General features: G+C 68.2%; 18 protein-coding genes. 6 read left to right on the forward strand and 12 right to left on the reverse strand.

Features of this window, described 5'->3' with window-relative positions; translation table 11 throughout:
• Positions 1-147: 147 nt before the first annotated feature.
• Both JKL49_RS06610 and JKL49_RS06615 read left to right on the forward strand, forming a co-directional pair.
• Positions 148-2,001, forward strand: a complete 1,854-nt coding sequence (locus JKL49_RS06610) for a DUF885 domain-containing protein (RefSeq protein WP_215339174.1) — start codon at positions 148-150, stop codon at positions 1,999-2,001.
• Positions 2,002-2,009: 8 nt separating this feature from the next.
• Positions 2,010-3,833, forward strand: a complete 1,824-nt coding sequence (locus JKL49_RS06615) for a DUF885 domain-containing protein (protein WP_215339175.1) — start codon at positions 2,010-2,012, stop codon at positions 3,831-3,833.
• A gap of 10 nt (positions 3,834-3,843) precedes the next feature.
• On the opposite strand, the gene JKL49_RS06620 is transcribed toward JKL49_RS06615, so the two are convergent.
• The gene (locus JKL49_RS06620; RefSeq protein WP_249778040.1) at positions 3,844-5,466 is read right to left on the reverse strand and encodes an EAL domain-containing protein; all 1,623 of its coding nucleotides are present in this window, start codon (positions 5,464-5,466) and stop codon (positions 3,844-3,846) included.
• A gap of 234 nt (positions 5,467-5,700) precedes the next feature.
• On the opposite strand from JKL49_RS06620, the gene JKL49_RS06625 reads away from it, so the two are divergent.
• Positions 5,701-6,180 carry an NUDIX hydrolase gene (locus tag JKL49_RS06625; RefSeq protein ID WP_215339176.1) on the forward strand — a complete coding sequence of 160 codons (480 nt, stop codon included), beginning with the start codon at positions 5,701-5,703 and terminating at the stop codon, positions 6,178-6,180.
• Here JKL49_RS06625 and JKL49_RS06630 read toward each other — a convergent pair.
• Positions 6,177-7,685: an ATP-binding protein gene (locus tag JKL49_RS06630; protein ID WP_215339177.1), complete on the reverse strand. Its 1,509-nt coding sequence runs from the start codon at positions 7,683-7,685 to the stop codon at positions 6,177-6,179. The genes JKL49_RS06625 and JKL49_RS06630 overlap by 4 nt on opposite strands.
• 158 nt (positions 7,686-7,843) lie before the next feature.
• Here JKL49_RS06630 and JKL49_RS06635 point away from each other — a divergent pair, with 158 nt between their 5' ends.
• Positions 7,844-8,941: a phosphatidylinositol-specific phospholipase C1-like protein gene (locus tag JKL49_RS06635; RefSeq protein WP_215339178.1), complete on the forward strand. Its 1,098-nt coding sequence runs from the start codon at positions 7,844-7,846 to the stop codon at positions 8,939-8,941.
• On the opposite strand, the gene JKL49_RS06640 is transcribed toward JKL49_RS06635, so the two are convergent.
• Together JKL49_RS06640 and JKL49_RS06645 are read right to left on the reverse strand one after the other, a co-directional pair.
• The gene (locus tag JKL49_RS06640; protein WP_215339179.1) at positions 8,942-9,343 is read right to left on the reverse strand and encodes a GFA family protein; all 402 of its coding nucleotides are present in this window, start codon (positions 9,341-9,343) and stop codon (positions 8,942-8,944) included.
• A 2-nt stretch (positions 9,344-9,345) separates the two neighbouring features.
• The gene (locus JKL49_RS06645) at positions 9,346-9,597 is read right to left on the reverse strand and encodes a hypothetical protein (protein WP_215339180.1); all 252 of its coding nucleotides are present in this window, start codon (positions 9,595-9,597) and stop codon (positions 9,346-9,348) included.
• Positions 9,598-9,755: 158 nt separating this feature from the next.
• Between JKL49_RS06645 and JKL49_RS06650 the strand changes: the two genes are divergently transcribed.
• Positions 9,756-11,036: a glycosyltransferase family protein gene (locus JKL49_RS06650; RefSeq protein WP_215339182.1), complete on the forward strand. Its 1,281-nt coding sequence runs from the start codon at positions 9,756-9,758 to the stop codon at positions 11,034-11,036.
• Here the strand turns inward: JKL49_RS06650 and JKL49_RS06655 are convergent.
• From JKL49_RS06655 to JKL49_RS06690, 8 genes are all read right to left on the reverse strand, one after another.
• Complete coding sequence (locus tag JKL49_RS06655; RefSeq protein ID WP_215339184.1) at positions 11,033-11,755, reverse strand: class I SAM-dependent methyltransferase; 723 nt, start codon at positions 11,753-11,755, stop codon at positions 11,033-11,035. The genes JKL49_RS06650 and JKL49_RS06655 overlap by 4 nt on opposite strands.
• Complete coding sequence (locus JKL49_RS06660) at positions 11,752-12,162, reverse strand: VOC family protein (RefSeq protein WP_215339186.1); 411 nt, start codon at positions 12,160-12,162, stop codon at positions 11,752-11,754. Before JKL49_RS06660 ends, JKL49_RS06655 begins: the two co-directional genes overlap by 4 nt.
• 6 nt (positions 12,163-12,168) lie before the next feature.
• Positions 12,169-12,732 (reverse strand): GNAT family N-acetyltransferase, encoded by a 564-nt coding sequence (locus tag JKL49_RS06665; protein WP_215339188.1) that lies wholly within the window; start codon positions 12,730-12,732, stop codon positions 12,169-12,171.
• Positions 12,722-12,961, reverse strand: a complete 240-nt coding sequence (locus JKL49_RS06670; RefSeq protein WP_215339190.1) for an acyl carrier protein — start codon at positions 12,959-12,961, stop codon at positions 12,722-12,724. The genes JKL49_RS06665 and JKL49_RS06670 overlap by 11 nt, the downstream gene beginning before the upstream one ends.
• Positions 12,962-14,614 carry an HAD-IIIC family phosphatase gene (locus tag JKL49_RS06675; protein ID WP_215339192.1) on the reverse strand — a complete coding sequence of 551 codons (1,653 nt, stop codon included), beginning with the start codon at positions 14,612-14,614 and terminating at the stop codon, positions 12,962-12,964.
• Positions 14,611-15,693: a DegT/DnrJ/EryC1/StrS family aminotransferase gene (locus JKL49_RS06680; RefSeq protein ID WP_215339194.1), complete on the reverse strand. Its 1,083-nt coding sequence runs from the start codon at positions 15,691-15,693 to the stop codon at positions 14,611-14,613. Before JKL49_RS06680 ends, JKL49_RS06675 begins: the two co-directional genes overlap by 4 nt.
• Complete coding sequence (locus JKL49_RS06685; protein WP_215339196.1) at positions 15,690-16,085, reverse strand: sugar 3,4-ketoisomerase; 396 nt, start codon at positions 16,083-16,085, stop codon at positions 15,690-15,692. Before JKL49_RS06685 ends, JKL49_RS06680 begins: the two co-directional genes overlap by 4 nt.
• Before the next feature lie 194 nt (positions 16,086-16,279).
• A complete protein-coding gene (locus JKL49_RS06690) occupies positions 16,280-16,720 on the reverse strand; it encodes a PAS domain-containing protein (protein WP_215339197.1) in 441 nt (146 codons plus the stop codon).
• Between the two features lie 249 nt (positions 16,721-16,969).
• Here JKL49_RS06690 and pyp point away from each other — a divergent pair, with 249 nt between their 5' ends.
• Complete coding sequence (pyp, locus tag JKL49_RS06695; protein ID WP_215339198.1) at positions 16,970-17,356, forward strand: photoactive yellow protein; 387 nt, start codon at positions 16,970-16,972, stop codon at positions 17,354-17,356.
• Positions 17,357-17,360 lie beyond the last annotated feature (4 nt).

Raw genomic sequence — 17,360 nt, forward strand, 5'->3', positions numbered from 1 at the left:
GTGCTATGCGCGCCGCCTGAGGGACCAGCAAGACCGCGCGCCAGCCGCCGTCCGGATTACAGCGAATTAACCCAGGCGACGGCTTCCGCCGGGAGAGCGACCCACCTAGGGTCTTGCGTAACAATTGTAACAACTCGGGAGGGCGCTATGCGCAGCCGCCGCGAACTTCTGCTCACCGCCGGCGCGACCCTCGCCCTGGCCGGATGCGCCACCGCCAAGCCTGCACCCGCGCCGTCCGCCGCCTTGCCCCCCGCGCCACCGCCCGGCCCCGGCGCCAACCAGCAGCTGGCCAAGCTGCTGGACGTCCTCTTCGACGAGACCCTGGACGACTCCCCGGAGCTGGTCACCCAGCTCGGTCTCGACAAGGGCGCCCGGGCCGCCGCCAAGCGCCAGCTGTCGGACGCCTCCATCGAGGACCTGGAAAAGGACCGCGCCCGCACCGCCGACCAGCTGGCCCGCATGAGGGCCATAGACCCCGCGCAGCTGACCGGCATGAGCGCCATAAACTACGCCTCGGTGATCTTCGGCCTGGCCAACACCGACGAGGCCAACAGGCGCTTCAAGTATGGCTCGGAGGGCGCGGGCCAGCCCTATGTGCTGTCGCAGCTCAACGGCTCCTATCGCTCGACGCCGGACTTCCTGGGCAACCAGCACGTGGTCGAGACCAAGGACGACGCCGACGCCTATCTGGTCCGGCTCGAAGCCTACGCCGTCCAGATGGACCAGGAGACCGAGCGGGCGCGTCGTGACGTGGGCCTGGGGATGATCCCGCCGGACTTCGCCATCGACAAGGCGCTGACCCAGATGAACAACCTGCGGACCTCGCCTGCCGCCTCGCCGCTGGTGAGCCAGCTGGTCAAGAAGGTGAAGGACAAGGGCATCGCTGGCGACTACGGCGCCGAGGCCTCCACGATCTTCCTGGAGAAGGTGCGGCCCGCCCTGGAGCGGCAGGTCGCCTTCATGAAGGAAACGCGGTCCAAGGCGACCCACGACGCCGGGATCGGCGGGCGGCCGGACGGCGAGGCCTATTACGCCCTGGCCCTGAGGAACTCGAGCACCACGACGCTGTCGGCGGCCGAGATTCACCAGATCGGGCTGGAGCAGGCCAGGGAGCTGTCGGCGCGGGCCGACGTGATCCTGAGGGCCCAGGGCTACACCAAGGGCTCGGTGGGCGCGCGGATCCAGGGGCTCTTCAAGGAGAAGAAGTATCACTACCCCAATACCGACCTGGGCAAGGAAAAGCTGATCGCCGACCTGAACCTGCAGATCCAGGCGATGTCCAAGCGGCTGCCGGAGTATTTCGGCGCCCTGCCCAAGGCGCCGCTGGATATCAAGCGGGTGCCCAAGTTCATCGAGGCGGGCGCGCCAGGCGGCTACTACAATCAGGCCACCCTGGATGGCTCGCGGCCGGGCATCTACTGGATCAACCTGCGCGACACCGCCGAATACCCCACCTGGACCCTGCCGACCCTGACCTATCACGAGGGGATTCCGGGCCACCACCTGCAGCTCACCCTGCAGCAGGAAGCCGATCTGCCGATGATCCGGCGCGCCACCTTCCTGTCGGCCTATGGCGAGGGCTGGGCGCTCTATGCCGAGAAGCTGGCCCAGGAGATGGGCGTCTATGCCGACAACCCGCTGGGGGAGATCGGCTATATCCAGTCGTCGCTGTTCCGCTCGGGCCGGCTGGTGGTGGACACCGGCCTGCACGCCATGGGCTGGAGCCGCGAGAAGGCCATCGCCACCATGATGGAGATCGACGGCGAACCGGAAAGCTCGGCGATCACCGAGATCGAGCGCTATTGCGTCTGGCCGGGCCAGGCCTGCAGCTACATGGTGGGCAAGCTCACCTGGCTGCGGCTGCGGGAGAAGGCGCGCACGGCGCTAGGGCCACGGTTCGACATCCGCAAGTTCCACGACGCCGGCCTGCTGTCGGGCGCCATGCCGCTGACGGTGCTGGAAGCCGTTATCGATAACTACATCGCGGCCAACAAAGCCTAGGGACTCCCATGACCATTCTCGACCGACGCAGCTTCCTGGCCACCACCGCTGGCGCGGCCCTGATGACCGCCGCGCCCGCCCTGGCCCAAGGCGGCGAGGACGCCAAACTCAAGACCCTGCTGGACAAGATTTTCGAGGACCAGGTGGACGACAGCCCCGAGCGGGCCACGTCGCTGGGCCTGGACAAGGGTGCGCGGGTGGCGCTGAAGGGTCAGCTGGATGACCGCTCGGCGGCGGCGCGGGACGCGCGGCTGGCCAAGGTGAAGGCCCGGGTCGCGGCGCTGAACGCCATCGACCGCAACGCCCTGTCGCCCGCCTCCAAGGTCGACCTCGACGTGGTGTTCTATCAGAACAGCCATGCCCTCTCGAATGGTGAGAGATACAGGTTCGGCGCGGTGGGTGGCCGGTTCTCGCCCTATGTGATCAGCCAGCAGAACGGCGCCTATCAGGACATCCCCGACTTCCTGGACAATCAGCACCGGGTGGCGACCGCCGCCGACGCGGACGCCTGGATTTCCCGCCTGCACGCCTTCGGCAAGGTGCTGGACCAGGACCTGGCGCGGATGAAGTCCGATGTCGCCTCAGGCGTCGTGCCGCCCGACTTCGTCTGCGATCTGACGCTGGCCCAGCTCAAGGCCCTGCGCGACCAGCCGCCGGAGAAGACCGTGCTGGTGACCTCGCTGGTGGCCAAGGCCAAGGCCGCGGGCCTGACCACCGATTACGCCACGCCGGCCGCCAGGATCGTCGCCGAGGAGATCTACCCCGCCCTCGATCGCCAGATCGCCGCGGTTACGGCCAACCGCGCCATCGCCACCTCCGAAGCAGGTATCGGGCGCCTGAAGAACGCGGCCGCCTACTATGCCGACGCCTGCGAGGCCTCGACCACCACCACCATGACGCCGCAGGACATCCACCAGCTGGGCCTCGACCAGGTGGCCGACATCACCGGCCGGCTGGACACCATCCTGAAGAGCCAGGGCATGACCAAGGGCACGGTGGCCGAGCGCCTAAACGCCCTCAACAACGACCCGGCCCAGGTCTACGCCAATACCGACGAGGGGCGCGCCGAACTGATCGCGGCGCTGAACGTCCAGATCGTCGAGGTCTACAAGACCCTGCCGCTGGCCTTCGACACCCTGCCCAAGGCCAAGGTTGAGGTGAAGCGGGTGCCGGCCTTCATCCAGGACGGGGCGTCCAACGGCTACTACCAGAGCGCGGCCCTGGACGGCTCGCGCCCGGCGGCGTTCTTCATCAACCTGAAGGACACCCACGAGTGGCCGAAATATAACCTGCCGACGCTCGTCTATCACGAGACGGTTCCGGGCCATCACCTGCAGATCGCCCTGGCCCAGGAGAGCACCCGAATCCCCATCATCCGTCGCACCGGCGGCGGCTTCTCGGCCTTCTCGGAAGGCTGGGCGGTCTATGCCGAGCAGCTGGCCAGCGAGACCGGCTCCTATGACGGCGATCCGCTGGGCCAGGCGGGCTTTTTGCAATCCCTGTTGTTCCGCGCCTCACGCCTGGTGATCGACACCGGCCTGCACGCCAAGGGCTGGAGCCGCGAGAAGGCCACCGACTACATGGTCGCCGTCACCGGCTATCCCAAGAGCCGCGCCCAGCGGGAGGTGGAACGCTACTGCGTCGCGCCAGGTCAGGCCTGCAGCTACAAGGTCGGCCATACCCGCTGGATGAAGATCCGCGACGGCGCCAAGGCCAAGCTAGGCGGGAAGTTCAACCTGAAAGCGTATCACGACGCGGCCCTGCTCTCGGGCGCCATGCCCATGACGGTGCTGGAACGGCATATGGCTGAGTGGGTGGCGACGCAGTCCTGAGGTCGCGGGTCTAGCCCCAACCGTCGACGGCTCCCACCCGACGGGCGGCGGGTTTGACATTGGTGTTGGCCAGGCCCGCTGTGGTGGCGGCCACGTCCATGGGCGCGCCGTAGAGCCAGCCTTGCGCGTAGTCGACCCCGGCGCGGCGCACGGCCTCCTCGGCCTGCGGGGTCTCCACCATCTCGGCCAGGGTGCGCACGCCAAGCTCGGCGCACATGGTCACCAGATGGCGGATGAAGGTGCTCTCGCGGCCGCCGTGCTGCAGTTCGCGGATGTAGCGGCCGTCGATCTTCACGATGTCCAGCGACAGCTGCTGCAGATAGGCCAGCGAGGCCGCTCCGGCTCCGAAGTCGTCGAGGCAGATCAGGATCCCCTCGGCCCGCAGCGCCTGCAGGTGGCGGTCGGCCAGCGCCAGGTCCTCGATGGCCGCGCTCTCGGTCAGTTCCAGCAGCAGCCGGCCCTGGGCCTTGGTATTGTCGGCCAGCAGGGTGCGCACCGCCTCGACGAAGGCGGAACTGGTGATGGTGCGGCCGGAGATGTTGGCGGCCAGCTTCAGGGTGGGCTCGGCCACCAGCTTGGCGATGGTGCGTTCGATCACCGCGATGTCCAGGGGCTCGATCAGGTCCAGCTCCTCGGCCATGCGGATCATGGGGAAGGGGCTGGCGTTGTCGCCGAAGCGGACCAGGACCTCGTGGTGGTGGACCGCGCAGGACTTCTTCAGGTCCACCACCGGCTGGTAGACGAGGCGGAAGTTGCGGTCGGCCACGGCCTGGCCCAGGGCGCCGACCTCCACCAGGGTGCGGCGCACGGAGCGGCTGACGGCCTCGTTGAGCGAGGCGGGCGCGGCGGCGTCGAGCCCGTCCTTGATGAAATTGTCGAGGGAATAGCGGAGGGCCCGCAGGACCTGGGCGGGGGAGGCCTCGCCCTTCAGCGACAAGGTCTTGGCCATGGCCTCGACCCCATGGGCGGGATCTACGGCCAGGAGGTGCAGCAGGCGCTGGGCCAGGGCCTCGCCGCTTTCCCCGGTGTGGCGAACCAGGGCGTAACGGTCTCCGCCGAGATCAGCCGCCGCGCCGCCGCCGTGCGACTGGGCGCGCAGGGCGCCGGCCAGGCGCAGCTCCATGTCCTTGGCGGCTTCCGGGCCGAGCACCTTACGCAGGGAGGTCAGGCCGCCCATCTCGATGAAGGCCAGCTCCATCTCCAGACCGGTCGCCTTGTTGGTTTCGAACAGAGCCGCGGTGACGGCTTCCAGGCCCGCCTTGTCGTGCAGTCCATGGCTGGCGCTGGGGGCCGCGCGGCTGAAGGTGCAGGAGATGGCGCCGTCATTGCCCGGCAGGCGGAACACCGACATGGCCGCGGCGCGCTCGACGCCGCCTTTGCTGGCCAGGGTGACCACAAGGGGGCCGCCGCGCTTGCCCTCGGTGAGGCCGTCGAGCAGGGCCTGGACCATGGTCCGGTCGCGCGCGTCGATGAAATCGCGCCAGGCGCGGCCCACAAGGGCGGTCTCCCGGGAGCCCGACAGGGCTTCGCTGGCGCCGATCGCGAAGGCGATCTGGCCGTCGGCGGCGATCTCCAGCAGAAGGTCCGCGTTGGCGAACGCGAACCCGAGCAAACGGTGTGATGCGACAGCCAAGGCGCGGGTCCCCATGATCAATGCAAACCTTCGCCCGGCGCAGCTTAACGCCTGGTGAAAACGGCGTTCTTCGCGGCCTGGGACCGGTGCGGCCTTCTGGCGCAGCATTTCGAGTACAAAGGACTGGCGCGAAAATACACAGATCAATCTCTGTGGAGATTGGCCTCTTCTGAAGCGACACCTGGAGCGCTGTGGATTATTGTTCGACAGTCTTCATCGGGAGCCAGTTGTTCCGTGCGTGATCGTTTGACGGCCCGGGTTTTGTTGTTCGATCCGCGGGGCCATATCCTGCTTGTGCGCGGCCGGGCCACAGAGGCCGCCGACGCGCCCAGCTTCTGGTTCACGGTGGGTGGCGGGGTCGATGAGGGTGAGACTCTGGAGGCCGCCGCCGTGCGTGAGATCGCCGAGGAGGCCGGCTTCACCGACGTGGAGCTGGGGCCTGTGGTCTGGGTGCGGGCCAGCGCCTTCACCCTGCACAGTGGCGAGACGGTGATGATGCGGGAGAGCTATTTCGTCGCCCACTGCCCCGGCGGAGAGCCCAGCCGGGTGGCCTGGGAAGCCCACGAGGTGGAGCTGCTGGACGACGTCCGCTGGTGGAGCGCCGACGAGATCGCCGCCACCGAAGAGGCCATCTATCCCGAGCGACTGCGGGAGCTGCTGCCCGGCATCGTCGCGGGCCGGCTGCCCGCGACGCCGCTGGAAATCAGCCTTTAGGCCGTGGCGGCCAGGTCGCTGTCCGCATCGTCCTCCGGATTGGCGACGGCGGCCATCATGGCCGAGACCAGGCTCTGGACCTGGACCGGCTTGGTGACGAGGCCGGCGAAGCCGAGGTCGCGATAGCGGTCGGCGCCCAGGGTCATGGCGTCGGCGGTCACCGCGATCAGCGGGGTCTGGCGGTTCGGACCGGCCTGGGCGCGAAGGGCCTGGAGCACGTCGATCCCGGTCATTTCCGGCATCTGGATGTCCATCAGCACCAGGTCGAAGGTCTCGGTGGTCATGGCCTCCAGGGCCTCCCGGCCGCCGCTCGCGACGCGGATGCGGAAGCCCATGGCGCCCAGCAGCTGCTCCAGCACCAGCAGGTTGGTGGGATTGTCGTCGGCGCAGAGGATGGAGAGCGCCGGGGCCTCATCCTGCGCGATCGCCTGGGCGGCGATGTCCTCGGCGGCCGGCGCGGCGGTTTCTTCGAGCGGCAGGCTCACCCTGAAGGTCGAGCCCACGCCAAGTTCGCTCTCGACGGCGACCTTGCCCCCCATCAGGGAGGAGAGTTCGCGGCAGATGGCCAGGCCCAGCCCGGCGCCGGCGAAGCGGCGGACGTCGGAGGCGTCGCCCTGGCTGAACTTCTGGAACAGGTGGGGGAGGTCGTCGGCATTGATCCCGACACCGGTATCAGAGACGGCGAAGGTAAGGGCGTCCGTCATGCGATCACGGTCCACCGTGATGGTGACCGCGCCCTCCTTGGTGAACTTCAGTGCATTGCCCACCAGGTTGAACAGCACCTGGCGGACGCGGCGAGGATCCAGCGCCACGAAGGGCGGCACCGTGGCGTCGACCTCGACGGTCAGGGCCAGGCCCCGCTCGGCGGCGGTGGGCGCCCAGAAGGTCTCCATCTCCGACAGCAGCGCGCGCAGGTCGCAGGGGCTCTTGGCGATTTCCATCTGGCCGGCGTCGATCTTCGACAGGTCCAGGATGTCGCCCAGGATCACCATCAGTAGCTCGCCGCTCTTGATCAGGGTGTCGACCTGGCTGCGTTGCAGGCCCGAAAGGTCGGACCGCTGCAGCAGTTGGGCCATGCCCAGCACGCCGTTCATGGGCGTGCGGATCTCGTGGCTCATGGTGGCCAGGAAGGTGGACTTGGCCAGGCTGGCGCGGCGGGCGTCCTCGCGGGCCACCTCGGCCTGTCCGGCTTGGCGCATGGCCTCGTCGCGGGCCTCGGTCAGGGTCTGGATAAGACGGTTCTTTTCGTCCTGGCGGACCAGGAGGTCGGCGCGCGCCCGCAGGACCGTGCGGCCGACCAGAAGAGCGATCACCGCGCCCAGGCCGGCGAGCGCCAGGGCGAGGCCGGGATGACCGACGATGGCGAGCAGGGAGGCTGCGGTGACGCCGAAGGCCAGGCGCGGACCTATGGCCAGGCTGTGGGCCGCCAGGGTGGCGCGATACGCCGCGCCCGCCTTGGGCCCAGCGGCCGGAGCCGCCGCCCGTGTCATCTGGCCCGCGTCCATGTCGCCCCCGAAGCCGCCATCGTGGTAATCAGAGAATTAGCCATGACACGGCAAGTCTTGAAAAATCCTTGCACGCCAACGCTTTCGCGGAATTGCCGCACCAAAACGGGGCTACGCTCCGTCACGTAGCCGACGCAGATCGGCTCTAGGGAGAGAACATGATTTCGATGCTTCTGGCCGCCGGTCTCGCGGTCGCCGCCAACTGCGACCTGGAACATCCTTCGGGCGCCCCCGGCTGTACCCGCGCGTCCGTCGATACCCTGCCCATGAACGCCATCCAGGTCATTGGCACCCACAACAGCTACAAGCTGGCGATCGCGCCCGCCGAGATGGCCCTGGTCCGGATGGCCAACCCCGGCGAGGCCATGCACCTCGACTACGCCCATCCCGGCCTGACCGTGGAATTGAACGCCGGCGCCCGGCAGTTGGAACTCGATCTGCTGAACGATCCCGAGGGCGGGCGCTACGCCGACCCCCTGGCCATGAAGATGGCGAGGGATGCGCAGAGCGCGCCCTATGACTTCACGCCCCTCAAGGCCCCGGGCCTGAAGGTCATGCATGTTCAGGACCTGGACTATCGCTCCAACTGCCCGACCTTCGTGGGTTGCCTGAAGGAGATCCGGGCCTGGTCCCAGGCCCATCCCGACCATGTTCCGATCCTGGTGATCATGAACCTGAAGGAGGGCGGTGCGGGCTTCCCGGGCGCGACCCAGGCCCTGGCCTTCGACGCCAAGGCCATGGACGGTATCGACGCCGAGATTCGCTCGGTCTTCCCCGATAGCGCCCTGATCACGCCGGACAAGGTGCAGGGCAAGGCGCCGACCCTGGCCGCCGCGGTGAAGGCCGGCGGCTGGCCGAAGCTGAAGGCGGCGCGAGGCAAGGTGATGTTCGCCATGGATGAGGGACCTGCCAAGACCGACATCTATCGGGGACAGCGCAAGTCGCTCGAGGGCCGGGCGATGTTCATCAACACCGACGAGGGGCCGGCTGCCGGCTACGTGACCCTCAACGAACCTGCGGAGCTGAAGGCCCGAATCGACGCGGCCCTGGCCAACGGCCTGATCGTGCGCACGCGGGCCGACGCCGACACGATGGAGGCCCGGGCCAATGACCACGCGCGGCAGACCCAGGCCTTCGCGTCCGGGGCCCAATACGTCTCGACGGACTACCTGAAGCCGGATGTTCGCTTTGGGCCCTATGAGGCGCACCTGCCGGGCGGCGGAACCGCGCGGCTCAATCCGAAGACTGGGAAATAGCTAGGCGGGTCGCGCGCCCGTGTAGTGCGGTGCGTCGTCATCGACGGCGCACCAGTCCACCGCCTGGCCGGTGAAGGCGTGGGAGGCGATCTTCACGCCGAGGTCGCCGTCAACGACGCCGGCCCGCAGCCGGACCCGGTCGGGCAGGGCCGCGGCCAGGCTGAGGATCGGCGAGCCGCAGACCTTACAGAACACCCGCTCCTTGCCCGGCGAGGACTCAAAGGCGGTGAGCAGGTCGGTTCCGGCGGTGAAGCGCAAGTCGGCCTTGGCCAGCGGCAGGACCGCGACGAAGGCGGTCCCCTGGGCCTTGCGGCAGGAGCGGCAATGGCAGGCCTGGATATCGGGCAGGTCGCAGAGGACTTCGAACCGGACACCGCCGCAGAGGCAGGAGCCGGTGTGCATCCTCAGGCGTCCAGGGTCCGGGGGCCCGCGTGGGCCACGTGGAACTGACCGCCGACCGACAGCACGATCCAGTCGCCTGGGCGGGCCACCATTAAGCCGTTGGGGGTCGAAACCTGCACCAGGCCGGTCTCGTCGAGGGCCTGACCGTCAGCGCCCAGCCAGTATAGCAGCTTGGTCCAGCTTCGGCCGTCATGGGCCGGCGGCACGCGCAGGGCGGCGCCGTGGTCGAAAGCGGGGGAAGGAGATGGCCTCATCGAAACTCTGTCACTGGGAACGCCAAAACGAGGAGTTGCGGGTGACTCGGTGACCAGGACCTTAATCAGCTGAGCCATGGCGTGTGATCGGTGGCCGGCATTGCGGTGGGGGTTTGAAGAGTGGCATCTGATCGCAGATCGAATCCCTGGAGGCGTGGTTGGCGCTCGAGTTCGAAACCCCCGAGCTGACCGCCGAGGTGCTGGCGGCGGGCGCCCCGGAGGCGCTGGATGCGGTCCTGACCAAGATGAGCCGGTTCGCGCCGGCGTTTGGGGCGGCCGACGTGCGGGGCCACAAGCTGTTCGTCAACGGCCTGGACGACACGATCCCCCATATCGCGACGACCCTGCAGCTGGCCGACCGCCGGGGCGAGAAGAGCAACGACAATGTCTGCGTGATCGCCACCCAGCTCTACGGGGTCGGCGGCCATAGCAAGGTGGTGGCCGACATCACCCGCCTGATCGGGGCCGAGAAGGTCAGCCTGATCCTGACCGACCTCTACGGAAACATCGCCTACCGCAGGCTGATCGGCGAGGACATGGCGGCGCGTGGCTACCATTGCCGCGCCCTGCTGGCGCTGAAGGCGCCCAGCGTCCTGGACCGGACCATCGAGCTCTACCGCCTGCTCTGCGCGATTAAGCCGACGCGGATATTCCTGCTGCATCACCACATGGACGTCTGCGCGGTGGCGGCCACCTATCCGTTCCGCCACGTGACGGAGTTCGTCCACCACGCCGATCACCTGCCCAGCCTTGGGGCGACGGTTCGGTATTCGGCCCACGTGGACCTGACCTATACCTGCCACCTGGCCTGCCGCGAGGCCGGGCTTCCGGCGATCTATGCTGCGATGACGCTGCCGGACCTTAAGACCTCAAAGGCCGCGGCGAAGGAGAGCTCCGGCCGATTGCGGGTCGCCACCTGCGGGGGGGCGGGAAAGTACCGCAATGAAGGGCGCGAGAGCCTGCGCAGGTGGACGGACTGGGTCATCCCGGTGCTGCGGAGCCCGGAGGCGGAGGTCGTCCATATCGGCCCGTGGGACGATCCGCTGCGGGACGACATCCACGGCGCCCTGAGCGCGGCGGGCCTTGATCCCGCGCGCTATGTCTTCCTGGGTCCCGTCCCCAGCCTGCAGGCCGCGCTGCGGGAACAGAAGGTCGACATCTATCTGGGCAGCTATCCCGAGGTCGGCGCGCGGGCGATCCTGGAGGCCATGGCCGTGGGCATTCCCGCCATCGTCCCCATCGAGGCCGAACTTGGGCCCCTGCTGACCTACGGGTCGCCGCTATCTGGTTGGCTTGCCGTCCATCATCCCGACGAACTGCCTGGCGCCATCAACGCAGCGCTCGAGCTTGCGGCGAAGATGGCCAAGCCTGAATTCAGCGCGCGGCTGTCTGAGGAGATGACGCGCTTCGAGACCTATGTGACGGCGCCCGTCGTCTAGGACCGTCGGCGGGCCACGACGTAGATTTCGCCGGCGATGTCGGGATAGCGTTCGCCCAGCGTCATGAAGGCGGTCAGCATCTCCTCGGTCCAGTCGCGCTCGATCTGGCCGTTGGAGACCGGCTTGAGCCAGTAGCCGCCGAACACCTCGATCTCCAGGCCGGCCTCGCGGAAGTCGCGCCGCAGGGTCTCGGGATTGTAGACCCGACGGTGACCGTGGTGGTGGTCGGCCCCGTTCAGCTCTTCCTCGAAGGCCAGCAGGCCCATGATGACAGCGGCCTGCCGGTGCAGGGAGCGAGCATTGGGCACGGCGGCCAGGATGCGGCCGGTCGGCGTCAGCCAGGCGCTGGCGATCCGCAGGATGTTCACCGGATCGTCCACATGCTCCAGCACGTGGCCCAGGACGATGGTCTCGAAGGCCTGGGCCGGGGCGTAGTCCTCGAACAGGGAATGCACCACCTCGGCGGACGGGAACCGCGCCCGCAGGGAGTCGCAGAAGAACGCAGCGCCCTCCACCACCGTCAGCGGCTGGTTCGTGCTCACCAGGTCGCCGGTCATGTGTCCCTCGGCCGGGCCCATTTCCAGGACCGGCCCCGGACGGATGTAGCGTTCGAACACCTTGAAGGAGTGGGCGATGGTCGCCCGGTTGGCCCCTGCGCCGTACAGCGACTCCGCGGCGATGCGATCCAGGCGCTGGCGCTCCTCGTCGATGGTGGTCATGGCGCAGCCTCTATGAGCTCGATGAGGTTGAGGGTCGGCAGCAGGACGAAGGCGATCCTCCGCCCGTCGAAGGCCACAGCGGGCACGGGACCCGCCGTTACCTTGCCGCCCTGGGCGGTCAGGGCGGCGAGGTCGCTCTCGAAGGCGTCGCTCTCGAAGGCCTGGTGATAGATCTTGGTCCCGCGCGCCAGGTAGCCCTCGATCGGCGAGCCTTCGCCCTCGGGCGTCAGCAGTTCGAGGCGCGGGCCCGGCCCGACCAGGAAGCAGCCGCGGATTTTCTGAACGGGGTCGACGAAGATGGGTCCCTCCGGCCGGTAGCCGAGCCCCGTCCAGGCCGCGGATTCCTTCGTAAGGTCGCGGCAGGCAAGGCCGAGGTGGTGGAACCGGCATCCGTCTCGATCGAGCATGTGACCTCAGGCCGTCCCGACGCGGCGCGCGATCATATCCAATCGCGGACGCATCGTCGCCCAGAGCGCGGGATCGACGCGGTGCTCGATGCTGTCGTGGGCCTGGCCGTCGAGGACGACGTGGTCCTTCAGCACGCCGATCCGGGCGGCGCCCGAAGAGTCGTGGAACGACACCACCTGGGTGTTGTCGGCCACGGTTCGGCAATAGACCGCCGCCAGACCCAGCTGCTCGAAGGCGACCCGATAGGTTAGCAGGGCCGACTCCACGGCGCCGACCGATCCGCTCTCCACGACCCAGCGGCCCCACTCGGCCTGGTTATCGGCGACGTCATAGATGCCGACGGCCCCCACCGGTCGACCCTCTCGGGTGTCCTCGATGATGAAGTAGTAGTCGCCCGGACGCGCTTCATAGGCCTCTATCCAGGCGACCTGGTCCTCCACCCGGGGCGAGGTCGCGTGGATGAAGCGGCCGCCCGCCTCGGTTCGCACCCGCACCAGGAAGGCGGCGTCGGCCACCTCCACCGGGCGCAGGGCGAACCGGTATCCGGAGATCCCGAAACTATGACGCATCAGGCGGGGAGAGTTTGGCCCGGATATCAGCGAGGCTGCGGATGGCGGCCATTTCGTCGGGCGTGAAGCTCACCGCGAAGGCGCTCTCCACCGCGAAGATGATCTCGAGATTCTTGAGCGAATCCCAGCCGGGCGTGTCCTCGCGCACCAGGTCCGCGCCGGGCGCGATCTCTCGCCCCAGGATCAGGCCGACGATCTCGGCCAGGTCGTTGTCGACCGCGCTGCTCATCTAGTTGGTCCAGACCACGGCGACATCCTGGCCGGCGGGCGGCGAGGGAAGGGGAAGTTCGACTGCGCCCTGCTTAGTCATGGCCTGGCCGGTGAACGCGGCGAGCCAGTCGCGCGCCGGCGCGTTGCGGGGGCCGGTGACGTGATTGAACACCACCTTGGAGGCGGGCAGTTCAGCCAGGGCGCGGCGCAGGGCTTCGGTCACCATCAGGTCTTCCAGCTTCCGCCCCAGGGCCCGGCAGGAGATCACCAACTCCTCGACCACGAGATAGTCGTCCTGCCGCCGGAAGAAAAGCGCGGCCACCGAGCCGGAGTCGGCGAGGCGGTCGGCCAGGCGGACGTGGACGACGCAACGCTCGGACGCGGTCAGGGCCTCGCTCACCGCGACGTCGGAGAGCCGCGCCAGGGCCAGGTTGAACTGGTTGGTCTTTTTGCTGAGCTCCACCAGCCGCGCGCGGTCCTCCGCGGGCGACAGGGTGAAGGTCAGCACCGCCTGCAGCGAGGCCAGGTAGCTGGCGGGGTCGGCGGCGGCCAGTTCGCGCCGGGAGGCGTTGGCGGCGATATCGGCGGCACGGCCGGCGAAGGCCACAGCGCCGCGCGGCAGGCCCGGATAGAGCGTCAGAGCCGCCGCGGTCTGGGAGGCAGGTCCGCCGGCATATAGCAGCCGCACGCCGGGCTGGGCCGCCGCGACCTCGATCAGTTCACCCAGGTTGTCGTCGATGAACAGCAGGCTGTCGGCGCCTATGTTGAAGGCCGCCGCCGTGGCCCTTAGCGCCTCGGCCTTGCCGCCCCAGCCGACCTGCCAGTCGGAGATGTGCGCCGGCGTCAGGGGAAAGTCGGCCCGCGCCGCGAACAGCTGGTCGACGTCCTCACGGGTGTTGCGCGACACCACGCTCAGCAGGACGCCCCGGCCGGCCCATTCCGCCAGCTGGCGCTGGAGCGCGAGATGGCCCTCGGTGAGCCGCACGCCGGCCACACCGTCCTCCCCGAGGACGCCCTCATAGAGGGTGTTGTCGAGGTCCAGGGCGAAGGCCTTGACCGGCGGCGCGAAGAAACCCGCCAGCAGTTCCAGGCCCAGACGCCGTGCGGTCTCCAAGGCGGCCGCGTCCGACAGGCGGGTTCCCGTCGCCGCGGCGCGGGCCTCGTCGAAGAAGCCGGGACCTTCACGTGCCGCCAAGCTGTCCAGGGGCAGGATGGCCGCCCCCGGCGTGGCCGCCGCCCAGCCCGCCAGGGCCGCGTTCAGGTGTGCGGCGCGGTCATCGCCCTCGGGCGCGTTGGCCACGATGATCGGGGCTGCGGACACTGCGCGCAGGGCGTCCAGGCGGTCCAGCAGCCAGGCTTCCAGTTCAGTGTCGGAGAGCTTCGGATAGCGGGTGAAGTCCAGCCAGACGAGGTGGGCGCCAGCCGCGGCCTCTGGGATCACCAGGCTGTCGTCATACGCCCCGAGCTGCAGGCGCATCGGCACATCGGCGAAGCGCAGGAAGGCGGGCAGAGCGCTGGCCACCGGCTCGAAGGCGTGGTTGCGCAGGACGCTAAGCACCGGCGCGTCCTCATAGGGCGCGGCGCGCAGCTTCAGGAGAGCAAAGCGGCTGAGACGCTCGGCGAACAGCGCCGGCTGCCAGGCCGTCCGATCCAGCGCCGAGGGCTCGCTCATCGCACAGCCAGCGCCACCTGCCGCACATTGTCGACAGGCATGGCCGGCCATAGCGGCAGGGACAGCACCTCGTCGGCCAGGGCCTCGGCCAGGGGGAAATCGCCGCGCTTGAAGCCGCGATGGGCGAAGGCGGCCTGCAGGTGGCAGGCGATGGGGTAGTGGATCAGGGTCTCGATCCCGGCGGTCTTCAGCCGGGCCTGCAGGGCGTCGCGCTCGGGGCTGCGGATCACATAGAGGTGGTAGACGTGGCGCGCCCAGTTGGCCTCGGCTGGCGTCGTCAGGCCTGAGCCGGAGAGCGCCGCGTCATAGGCGCTCGCCAGGGCCCGGCGCTGGTCGTTGGCGGTATCCAGCCGCGGCAGGAAGACCCGCAGGAAGGCGGCCTGCAGTTCGTCCAGCCGGGAGTTCACCCCCAGGGTCTGTTGCACGTACTTCTGGTCGGAGCCGTAGTTGCGCAGGCGGCGCAGGCGCTCGGCGATCCCTGCGTCGTTGGTGGTGACCGCGCCCGCATCCCCCAGCGCCCCGAGGTTCTTGGTGGGATAGAAGCTGAAGGCCGTGGCGTGGGCGACCGACCCGGTCCGGACGCCGTTGCTGGCCGCGCCGTGGCTCTGGGCGGCGTCCTCCAGCACGAACAGGCCGTGCCGCCGCGCCAGCGCCATCAGCGGCTCCAGGTCGACGGGGTGGCCATAGAGCGAGACCGGCACGATGGCCGCCGTCTTGCCCGTCACCGCCGCCGCGCAGCCCGCGGCGCCGATCGTGTAGGTGAGCGGATCGACCTCCACCGGGACGGGCGTGGCGCCGAGCGCCTCCACCGCCATCCAGGTGGCCGCGAAGGTGTGCGCCGGAACGATCACCTCGGCGCCGGCCTGAACGCCGGCCGCCCGAAGGGTGAGGGTCAGCGCGTCCAGGCCGTTGCCGACGCCCACGCAGTGGCCCGCGCCGCACCAGGCGGCGAACTCGGCCTCGAAGGCCGCCAGCTCCGGCCCCAGGATCATCCAGCCGGAGTCCATCACCCGGCCATAGGCCTGGTCGATCTCGCCCCGCAGCCCCGGATCGGAGAGGTTGAGGTCGAAGAACTTCACGGCCTGGCGCGCGCCAGGAAGGTGTCGAAGTCGCGGATGTAGTCGGCCTCCTCATAGATCGTGGAGGCCAGCACCAGGCAGACCGAGCCGGAGGAGAAGTTGTCGATCTCGCGCCACTGCATGGGGCCGATGTGCAGGCCGATATGGGGGCGGTTGAGCGTGACGACCTCTTCAGACACTCCGTCGTGCAGGCGTACGTCGAAGCTGCCGGACACCGCGATCAGCAGCTGGTGCAGGGCCAGGTGCGCGTGGCCCGCCCGCACCGATCCGCTGGGCACGTCATAGAGATAGTAGACCCGGGCGATATCGAACGGGACGTGGTCTCCCGACTCGATCACCGACAGGTTTCCCCGCGGGTCCGAGATCACCGGAAGGTTGATGAGGTTCGCCAAGTCGCTCTCCTGCGCCGGGTCCGAAATGGCCGGCGGGACCCGCGCAAGTCAACCGTTTCAGGCCTGGGTCTGGACCAAGCCCGGCAGGCGCGAGATCATCCCGACCGATGACGCGTGCAGCCTTATGCGCCCCTGAGCGACGCGCGCCGGAACGGTATGGCTAGGGCGCGAGACAACCTGATTGTGACTCGCGTTCAAGCGCCATCGGGGGCGCGGGGGCCTTGGCTGCCCAGCAGATGCCGTGCGGCGCGTGGTCGGCCCGGCCCTCGCTTCACCTCCTGCTCAATGGCGATGGCGTTGATCAGCCGTCCCGACTCGTCAGTGACCGGATAGACCTGGATGTGGCAGCGATAGGCCTCGCCGCACTTGCGGTAGTTGACCAGCGTGGTCTCGTGCGGCTGCGGGACGCGCAGCGACCGCGCCAGCGCCTTGCGCGCAGCCAGGCTGGTGCCTGCGCCCTGCAGTATGCGCGGACTCCGGCCGACCATTTCCTGCGAGGTGTAGCCGGTCATCCGCTCAAACGCCGGGTTCACATAGAGCACGATGGGGCCTGGCGCATCCAGCGCGCCATCGGTCACCACCACGGCATGATCCAGCGTTTCCGCCATGAGACGCACTGCCGCCACCAGAGACACGGACTCCCCCTTATGATGCGTTTCGCCGCGAAGACGCGGCCACGCTCTACGATCCCCGCCAGAGAAGCCGGAATGAAATTAGGACCACGTTAACGTCCACGCGTCGCCAAACGCCTTACGAAACGCCGTTTCGCACCGACTGGGTTCAGAGCAGTGACACATGGGTTCGAAATTAAATCATTGTTAAGTCTTCTCGACCTGTTTGTGGCTCAGGCACAAGCCTGACTGCATTCATGGGAGACCGGGAAAATGGCTGGATTGGAAATCGTCACGTTTGGGTCGGACGACATTGAAAATGTGCTGAAGAACAAGTCCGCGTCGGAGATCGACAAGTTGGCGTTCGGAGCCATCCAGCTCGATCGAGCGGGTCGGGTGCTTCAGTACAACGCGATGGAAGGTGAGATCACAGGTCGCGATCCTCGCGCCACGCTGGGCAAGAACTTCTTCACGGAAGTCGCTCCCTGCACAAACAAGCCTGCGTTCAAGGGTCAATTCGACAAGGGAGTCGTCTCCGGCACGTTGAACACGATCTTCGAATACACCTTCGACTACAACATGAAGCCGACCAAGGTGCGTGTGCACATGAAGAAGGCTCTGGTCGATGACACCTACTGGGTGTTCGTCAAGCGGGTCTGAGGTC

The organism is Phenylobacterium glaciei (assembly GCF_016772415.1).
GTDB classification, from domain to species: Bacteria; Pseudomonadota; Alphaproteobacteria; order Caulobacterales; family Caulobacteraceae; genus Phenylobacterium; species Phenylobacterium glaciei.